7 protein-coding genes are annotated in these 7,887 nt (G+C 61.9%); 4 read left to right on the forward strand and 3 right to left on the reverse strand.

Annotated features, from left to right (window positions below; genetic code table 11):
• The first annotated feature begins 1 nt into the window (after nucleotide 1).
• From sufB to AC1DMG_RS17695, 4 genes are all read left to right on the forward strand, one after another.
• Nucleotides 2–1,483, forward strand: coding sequence for a Fe-S cluster assembly protein SufB (gene sufB, locus AC1DMG_RS17680; RefSeq protein WP_441602697.1), 1,482 nt, complete (start codon nucleotides 2–4; stop codon nucleotides 1,481–1,483).
• 73 nt (nucleotides 1,484–1,556) lie between these two features.
• Nucleotides 1,557–2,327 (forward strand): Fe-S cluster assembly ATPase SufC, encoded by a 771-nt coding sequence (gene sufC, locus AC1DMG_RS17685; protein ID WP_477175432.1) that lies wholly within the window; start codon nucleotides 1,557–1,559, stop codon nucleotides 2,325–2,327.
• A complete protein-coding gene (gene sufD / locus AC1DMG_RS17690; protein WP_477178014.1) occupies nucleotides 2,324–3,643 on the forward strand; it encodes a Fe-S cluster assembly protein SufD in 1,320 nt (439 codons plus the stop codon). The genes sufC and sufD overlap by 4 nt, the downstream gene beginning before the upstream one ends.
• A gap of 36 nt (nucleotides 3,644–3,679) precedes the next feature.
• Nucleotides 3,680–4,927, forward strand: a complete 1,248-nt coding sequence (locus AC1DMG_RS17695) for an aminotransferase class V-fold PLP-dependent enzyme (RefSeq protein ID WP_477178015.1) — start codon at nucleotides 3,680–3,682, stop codon at nucleotides 4,925–4,927.
• Nucleotides 4,928–4,986: 59 nt separating this feature from the next.
• On the opposite strand, the gene AC1DMG_RS17700 is transcribed toward AC1DMG_RS17695, so the two are convergent.
• The 3 genes from AC1DMG_RS17700 to AC1DMG_RS17710 all read right to left on the reverse strand — a co-directional run.
• Complete coding sequence (locus tag AC1DMG_RS17700) at nucleotides 4,987–6,399, reverse strand: radical SAM/SPASM domain-containing protein (RefSeq protein WP_477178016.1); 1,413 nt, start codon at nucleotides 6,397–6,399, stop codon at nucleotides 4,987–4,989.
• Nucleotides 6,400–6,476: 77 nt separating this feature from the next.
• A complete protein-coding gene (locus AC1DMG_RS17705; protein ID WP_477178017.1) occupies nucleotides 6,477–7,235 on the reverse strand; it encodes a class I SAM-dependent DNA methyltransferase in 759 nt (252 codons plus the stop codon).
• On the reverse strand, nucleotides 7,236–7,887 hold a 652-nt coding region (locus AC1DMG_RS17710), incomplete at its 5' end, for a glycosyltransferase (RefSeq protein ID WP_477180846.1).

Consider the following 7,887-nt stretch of genomic DNA (forward strand, 5'->3'; position numbering starts at 1 on the left):
CATGACCATCGAAACCACTGAACGCAGCGACCTCTCCGCCACGACACTTCGCGACAACGCCGAAGTGGCAGAAGCGCTGGGCCGTCGCTACGAAGCCGGCTTCGTCACGGACATCGAGACCGAGTATCTGCCGGCCGGTCTGTCCGAAGACATCGTGCGTCAACTTTCCGCGCTCAAGAAAGAACCCGAGTGGATGACCGAGTGGCGCCTCAAGGCGTATCGCCACTGGCTCACCATGCCGATGCCGGACTGGGCCAAGTTGAATCTGAAGCCGATCGATTACCAGTCGATCAGCTACTACGCCGCGCCCAAGTCCGGCCCGAAGTCGCTGGACGAGGTCGATCCGAAGCTGCTGGAAACCTACGACAAGCTGGGCGTGCCGCTGCACGAGCGCGCCAAGCTCGCCGGCGTCGCGGTCGATGCGGTGTTCGATTCGGTCTCCGTGGGCACCACTTTCCGCAAGGAACTGGCCGAAGCCGGCGTGATCTTCTGCTCGATGAGCGAAGCCATCCGCGAACATCCCGAACTGGTGCAGAAGTACCTGGGCAGCGTGGTGCCGACGGGCGACAACTTCTTCGCTGCGCTCAATTCGGCGGTGTTCTCCGATGGCTCGTTCGTGTTCATCCCCAAGGGCGTGCGTTGCCCGATGGAGCTGTCCACCTATTTCCGCATCAACGCCATCAACACCGGGCAGTTCGAGCGCACCCTGATCGTGTGCGAAGACGATGCCTACGTGTCCTACCTCGAAGGCTGCACGGCGCCGATGCGCGACGAGAACCAGCTGCACGCAGCGGTGGTTGAGCTGGTGGCGCTGGAGCGCGCGCAGATCAAATATTCCACCGTGCAGAACTGGTACCCGGGCGACGAGAACGGCGTGGGCGGCATCTATAACTTCGTCACCAAGCGTGGCGACTGCCGCGGCAACGATTCGAAGATTTCGTGGACGCAGGTGGAAACCGGCTCGGCGATCACCTGGAAATACCCCAGCTGCGTGTTGCGCGGCGATCGTTCGGTGGGCGAGTTCTACTCCGTCGCGCTCACCCATCATCGCCAGCAGGCCGACACCGGCACCAAGATGATCCACATCGGCAAGGGCACCAAGTCGAAGATCGTCTCCAAGGGCATCAGCGCCGGCCGCAGCAACAACAGCTATCGCGGCCTGGTAAAGATAGAGAAGGGCGCCGAAGGCGCGCGCAATTACACGCAGTGTGATTCGCTGCTGATCGGCAAGAAGTGCGGCGCGCACACCTTCCCGTACATGGAAGTGAAGAATCCCTCCGCCATCGTCGAGCACGAGGCGACCACCTCCAAGATTTCCGATGATCAGCTGTTCTATTGCCGCAGCCGTGGCATCGGCGAGGAAGACGCGGTGTCAATGATCGTCGATGGCTTCTGCAAGCAGGTCTTCCGCGAGCTGCCGATGGAGTTCGCGGTGGAAGCCAAGAAGCTGCTGGAAGTGTCGCTGGAAGGCGCGGTCGGCTGATCGCCGCCATCGCTGCATCCGATCCTTATTTTGAACATGCGACGCCCCGGCGTCGCCCACTGAAGAAACCGTCATGCTGAAGATCGAAAACCTGCACGCCCGCGTCGAGGGCAAGGACATCCTCAAGGGACTCACGCTCAGCGTGAACGCCGGCGAAGTGCACGCGATCATGGGCCCCAATGGCGCGGGCAAGTCCACGCTGGGCAATGTGCTCTCGGGTCGCGACGGTTACGAAGTGACCGAAGGCTCCGTCACCTTCAACGGCGTCGATCTGCTGTCGCTGGAGCCGGAAGAACGCGCCGCTGCCGGTGTGTTCCTGGCGTTCCAGTACCCGGTGGAAATCCCCGGCGTCAACAACACCTACTTTCTGCGCGCCGCACTCAATGCGCAGCGCAAGCAGCGCGGTGAGAAAGAGCTCGACTCCATGCAGTTCCTCAAGCTGGTGCGCGAGAAACTGAAGATCATGCAGATCTCCGACGAACTGCTGCATCGCGCCGTGAACGAAGGTTTCTCCGGTGGCGAGAAGAAGCGCAATGAGATCTTCCAGATGGCCGTGCTGGAACCGAAGCTGGCGATCCTGGACGAGACCGATTCGGGCCTGGACATCGATGCGCTCAAGCAGGTGGCGCAGGGCGTGAACGCGTTGCGTTCGGCCGAGCGCGGCTTCCTGGTGATCACCCATTACCAGCGCCTGCTCGACTACATCGAACCCGATTTCGTGCACGTGCTGGCCGATGGCCGCATCGTTGAAAGCGGCGACAAGACGCTGGCACTGAAGCTGGAAGCGCAGGGCTATGCGTGGGTGAACGACAAGGATCCCGCGCTCACTGGAGCCTCGGCATGAGCGAAGCCCAGCGCACGCCCTTCGTCGAATCGCTGCTGGAGGCTGCCGCTCAGGCTCAGCTGCCGGGCAGCGGCATCGGCTGGCTGGATGCCGCGCGCCGCGAGAACCTCGATGCCTTCGTGGCCGGCGGGCTGCCGGATACGCGTATGGAGGCGTGGAAGTACACCGCGCTGCGCGCGCTGGCTCAACGGCGATTCGCTGCCGGCGATGCGCGGGCGTCCACGCGTGCGATCGATATCGACCGCTACGCGCTGGCCGGTATCGACGGTCCGTCGCTGGTGTTCGTCAACGGCGTGTTCCGTCAGGATTTGTCTGGCGTGGACAACCTGCCGGCCGGCCTGACGCTGCAGCCGCTGTCGCAGGTGCTGCAGGGCGATGCCGAACCGCTGCGGTTTGCCTTGTCGCGTCACTATCGCGATGGCGGCGACGTGTTCGCTCGCCTCAACGCCGTGCTCGCCGGTGATGGTGTGGTGCTGCGTGTGGCCGCTGGCACCAAAGTTTCGAAGACCGTCCGCGTGCTGTTCATCGGTGCGCCGGCGGACGCCGCGCTTGCATCGCATGTGCGCCAGGTCATCGAGCTGGGCGAGGGCGCTGAGCTCTCCCTGGTCGAACAGCACGTAGCCACCGATTCCCATCAGAACCTCGGCACCCAGGTCACCGATATGGTGCTGCGCCAGGGCGCCAAGCTACGTCACGTGACGTTGCAGGATGCTTCCGACGCCAGCACCTTGGTGCGCCATGACAGCCTCCAGCTGCATGCCGAAGCGCACGCGGCAATGTATGTGCTGGAGCTCGGCGGCTCGCTGGTGCGCCACGACCTGCACGCCGTGCTGGCAGGCGACAAGTCGCGCCTGGACACGGGCGGCGTGTTCGCCCTGCGCGGTCGCCAGCATGTGGATACGCAGATGTCGATCCGCCACCAGGCGCTCAATACGACGTCCGAGTCGGTGTGGCGTGGTGTGGCCGACGAGCGTTCGCGCGGTGTGTTCCGCGGCGCCATCGTGGTGGCCGAGGGCGCCGACGGTAGCGACGCCAGCTTGAGCAGCAAGAATCTCTTGCTGTCGGCCCAGGCCGAGATCGATACCAAGCCCGAACTGGAAATCTACGCCGATGAGGTGAAGGCGGCGCACGGTGCCACCGTGGGCCAGCTCGACGAGCGCTCGCTGTTCTATCTGCGCTCGCGCGGCATCCCGTTGGCCGAAGCACGCGCCATGCTCACCGCGGCCTTTTGCCGTGCCGTGTTCGAGTCCCTGCCGGACGAGGGGCTGCGCGAACACATCAACGAACGACTGATGGCGCAATTGCCTTCCGCCTGACCGGCGGCCCGACAGCAATCAGGCGAAACGAACACGATGAACGCACAGACCAAGCCGAGCCCGACCGTTTTCGACGTCCAGCGCATCCGCGCGGATTTTCCGCTGCTGTCGCGCACCGTGCACGACAAGCCGCTGATCTACTTCGACAACGCCAATACCAGCCAGAAGCCGGAGAGCGTGATCGAGGCAGTGGATGCGCACTATCGCCATCACAACGCCAACGTATCGCGCGCCGTGCATCTGCTGGGCGAAGAGGCGACGGCGGCCTATGAAGGCTCGCGCGACAAGCTGGCCCGCTTCATCAACGCCACCTCGCGCAATGAGCTGATCCTCACCTCGGGCACGACCCAGGCGATGAACCTCATTGCCTACAGCTATGCGCTGCCGCGCCTGAAGGAAGGCGATAGCATCCTCACCACGGTGATGGAGCACCACGCCAACATCGTGCCGTGGCAGATCGCCGCCTCGCGCACCGGCGCCACGGTGAAGGCGGCGCCAATCGACGAGCGCGGCGAGCTGATCCTCGAGAAGTACATCGAGATGCTCACGCCCGATGTGAAGCTCGCCTGCGTTACGCACGTTTCGAACGTGCTTGGCACCGTGAACCCGGTGCGCGAGATAGCGCGCGAATGCCGCAAGCGTGGTATTCCGCTCGTGGTCGACGGCTCCCAGGCGGTGCCGCATCGCCCGGTGGACGTGCAGGCGCTGGGCTGTGACTTCTACGCCTTCACCGGCCACAAGATGTTGTCGCCCACTGGCACCGGCGGCCTCTGGGCGCGCAAGGAACATCTCGACGCGATGCCGCCGTTCTTCGGCGGTGGCGAGATGATTCGCGAAGTGAGCTTCTCCGGCACCACCTTTGCCGCTGCGCCACACAAGTTCGAAGCGGGCACGCCAAATATCGCCGGTTTCGCCGGCGTCACCGCGGCGATCGACTACTACGACTCCGTGGGCTTCGAAGCCATCCATGCCTGGGAGCAGCAGCTGCTCTCCTATGCCACGGAGCGCCTGCGCGAAATCCCCGGCCTGCGCCTGTTTGGCGAGGCGAAGGAAAAGGAGCCCGTGATCTCGTTCCTGATCGAGGGTGCACAAGCCACCGACCTGGCCACGCTGCTCGACCTTCAGGGCGTTGCCGTGCGCTCGGGCCACCACTGCGCCCATCCGCTGATGCAGTTCTTCCAGGTGCCGGCCACGCTGCGCGCTTCGTTCGCGTTCTACAACACGCGCGAAGAGATCGACGCCTTCGTGACCGCGCTGCTCAAGGTGCGCAAGCTGCTGATGTGAAGCGGCTTGCGTCGGGGTAGAGGGCGACGCATCGGCGCGCCTGCGTCATATTGAACCGGTCAGGGTATGGCGCTTGTTTGGGTTTGCGCGATCGCCGTGAGGCTTGCTTCGATCAAGGCAAACCCAAGATCGCGAGAGTCATCGCCAGTGCCTCGGCGCAATGGGCAGTACATCTGGGATGTTTCCAATTCAAGAATCACCTGGCCCTGGGCGTGCACACGCTTCTCGAATTGAACGTCCACCATCTCCCCGCTCTCGTTCGTCCATGTCTTGAGAGCAACGCCATTCGCCTTCAGCGTTAGTACGTTGGCGCTGCCTTCTCCAGGCGGCAGCAATCCACTGAACTTCAATTGCACGAGTCCTCGGCCGAGCAGGGCGATCTTTGCTCGTTGGCTGCTCCAAAAAATGGATTCAAGATCCGGGCTATGCCAGCCATAGACCAGGCCGGAACGTCCGGTGGCGGGCGCGATGACGGCGCCAGGAAGAGGTGCTGGAGCCGACACGACTTTGTAGGAGCAGTTTCGGCATCTGGTGTCCCTGGCATGGAAGTAATCAGCTCTGAAGGACACATAGGAGGGGCTGTTCCAGATCTCCGACAAGCTGTGTTGGGTCAGTCTGCCCATGACAATCTGGTCGCGCACTTCGCATGTCACGACTTCACCGCCAGCCAGAATATGCACGGTATTCCATGGATCTTGTTCGCAGCCGTGAATCCGTGCATCGGACAGCAATGGCCACGGATAGGTGCAGGCGTCCTCCCGTAGCGGGGTGCGCTCCATCAACTCCGGCGTTGAGACGCGGAAGGATATCTCCGGATGCCGGTGCTCTTCGCCTCCAAGCGTGGCGCGCAGGTCCGCGAGAAAACTTGGCTTGAGGCGATCGCCATCGAGTTCGTCGTCGAATGTCTCGGGAATCGGGTCACGCCTGATCACGGGATGAATATCCACGCGCGACACGCCGATGGCAGATGCGTAATCGGCGACGGCGCCAAGATCCCGCAAATTACGCTGCATGGCGACGAATGCAAAATCGACCGCCATGTGATGCGGTGCAGACTTTGACAACTCGACGATGCGTTCGATGCGGGCTCTCATTTCGTGCACATCGCTGAAGCGATAGATCTCCTGGAACCGAGTCTCGTCCAGTGTGTGCAGCGATATCGTGAGACGTGACAGGCCCGCCTTAGCCAGCCCATCGACGCGGTGCCAGGGTAGTGAGGCCAGGGCAGTTACCAGTTCGACCTGGGCGCCGGTACCAGCTGCAAGCTCGCATGCTTCGACGACATGGGGATAGTGCGACGATTCGCCGGAGTAGTTCAGCCGAATGACTTCTGGTTGCCCGAGCTCCCGAATGAGCTTTTTCAGCAGCTCAAAGTCCATGTGCTGGCCTTTCCCGCGGAGAAGCTTTCTGGAGCAGAAGACACAATCGAACGGGCAGCGCGACGTCAATTCGATCCAGACGATGCCTGGCATAGCCCGTGTCCTTACCTGGGAGGGGCTATCCTGATTTTCCGGAAGGCGGGTCCAATGCCTGAGTCTGTCTAGAATCTTCATGCCTGCCTCAGGGCCATCGTGGCGAAGCGTGCCCCATCCGTCGGATTTTGGGCGTGATAATCGAATGTGACGTTGTCAATGGCCAGGCCGCCACGCATTCCAAGCGCAACGAGCTCCTTGACCGTGTACGGCCGAATCGTTTCGTTGGTTTCGATGGTCTGGACCGCGAGTTCTTGCTTGTTTCGAATGACGTAGCGGCGTTCGATCCGGTGCCGTCCACATGGAAGGACGGTAATGCGTTTGCTTCTTTCCAGCGCACCGTCTCCGTATTCACGCCGGTAATCGAAGGTGAACTCAGCGTACTGCTGGATTGGCCTGGGGATAAAGGCATCCAGGATGATCATGCCGCCCGGTTCAAGCCGTTCGCCCAGGCTTCGTAGCACCTGGCCTGCGACGACCTCGTCGTGCAGATAGGTGATCAGCGAATAGGCCAGGATGATGCAGCGGAATCTGCCGGTGATACCCAATCTGGATATATCCATCTGCAGGATCGAAGGCTGGAGCCCTTCACGGTGCGCGTCCCTCTTTAGTTTGGCGAGCATTGGGCGTGAGCGGTCTATGCCGATCACATCGATGCCGGCCCGGATCAACGGGAGCAGAATTCTCCCGGTGCCACAGCCTAGCTCAAGGGCGCGGCCACCCAGATTTTGGGCCGATGAGACATACCAGGCGACGTCGTCAAAGGGCATGCTTCTCCCCATGTCGGTCTCGTAGATATCCGCAATCTGGTCGTAACCCCAATCCTGCTTGTCCATTCACGACTCCATGACATGCGCATACAGGGAATGCAGGTTGGTTGCCGCTGCGTCCCATGTAAATGCGTCGAGATGCTCGAGCTTCGAAGACTCGAGCGCATGCCGTAGCTCAACGTTTCCCAACAAAGTGGCGATGGGCTCGAGCATGTTCGCGACATTCTCCGTCAGGACCAGCCCACCTAGATCTCGGCCGGTGAAACCACGGGCCCCATCGACGGTGCTGACGCAAATCCTTCGGGCAAGCAACGATTCGATGAGCTTCACTGAGGAACCCTGGGTATCGGTCAATGGGTTGATGGTGAGGGAGCATCGCTCGAGCCATGCGGACGGCTCTTCGTATCGCTCGCGCAGTTCGATGCCGTCCTGCTGGAATCTCGGATCGCCTTTGACGTCGGCTGATACGCCGGCGCAGAGGATGGTAAGTCGCAGGTCAGGGAATCGACGCTTCAATTCTGACCAGCACAGGTCGATGAAAGAGGTTATGCCAATGCGATTTGGTGCATAACGGAACGGGCCGGCAAACAACAGATGATTTTCTGGCGATGGGGTGGCGCCCGGGCGCCGGTCGCGCGCGCCGTTGGGGACAAGCGTTGCTTCTACCGGATCGAGCAGGCGCCGGTCATCATCGGTGCATATGACCACTCCGTCATAT

The sequence above is a fragment of the Dyella sp. 01N36 genome (assembly GCF_056399745.1).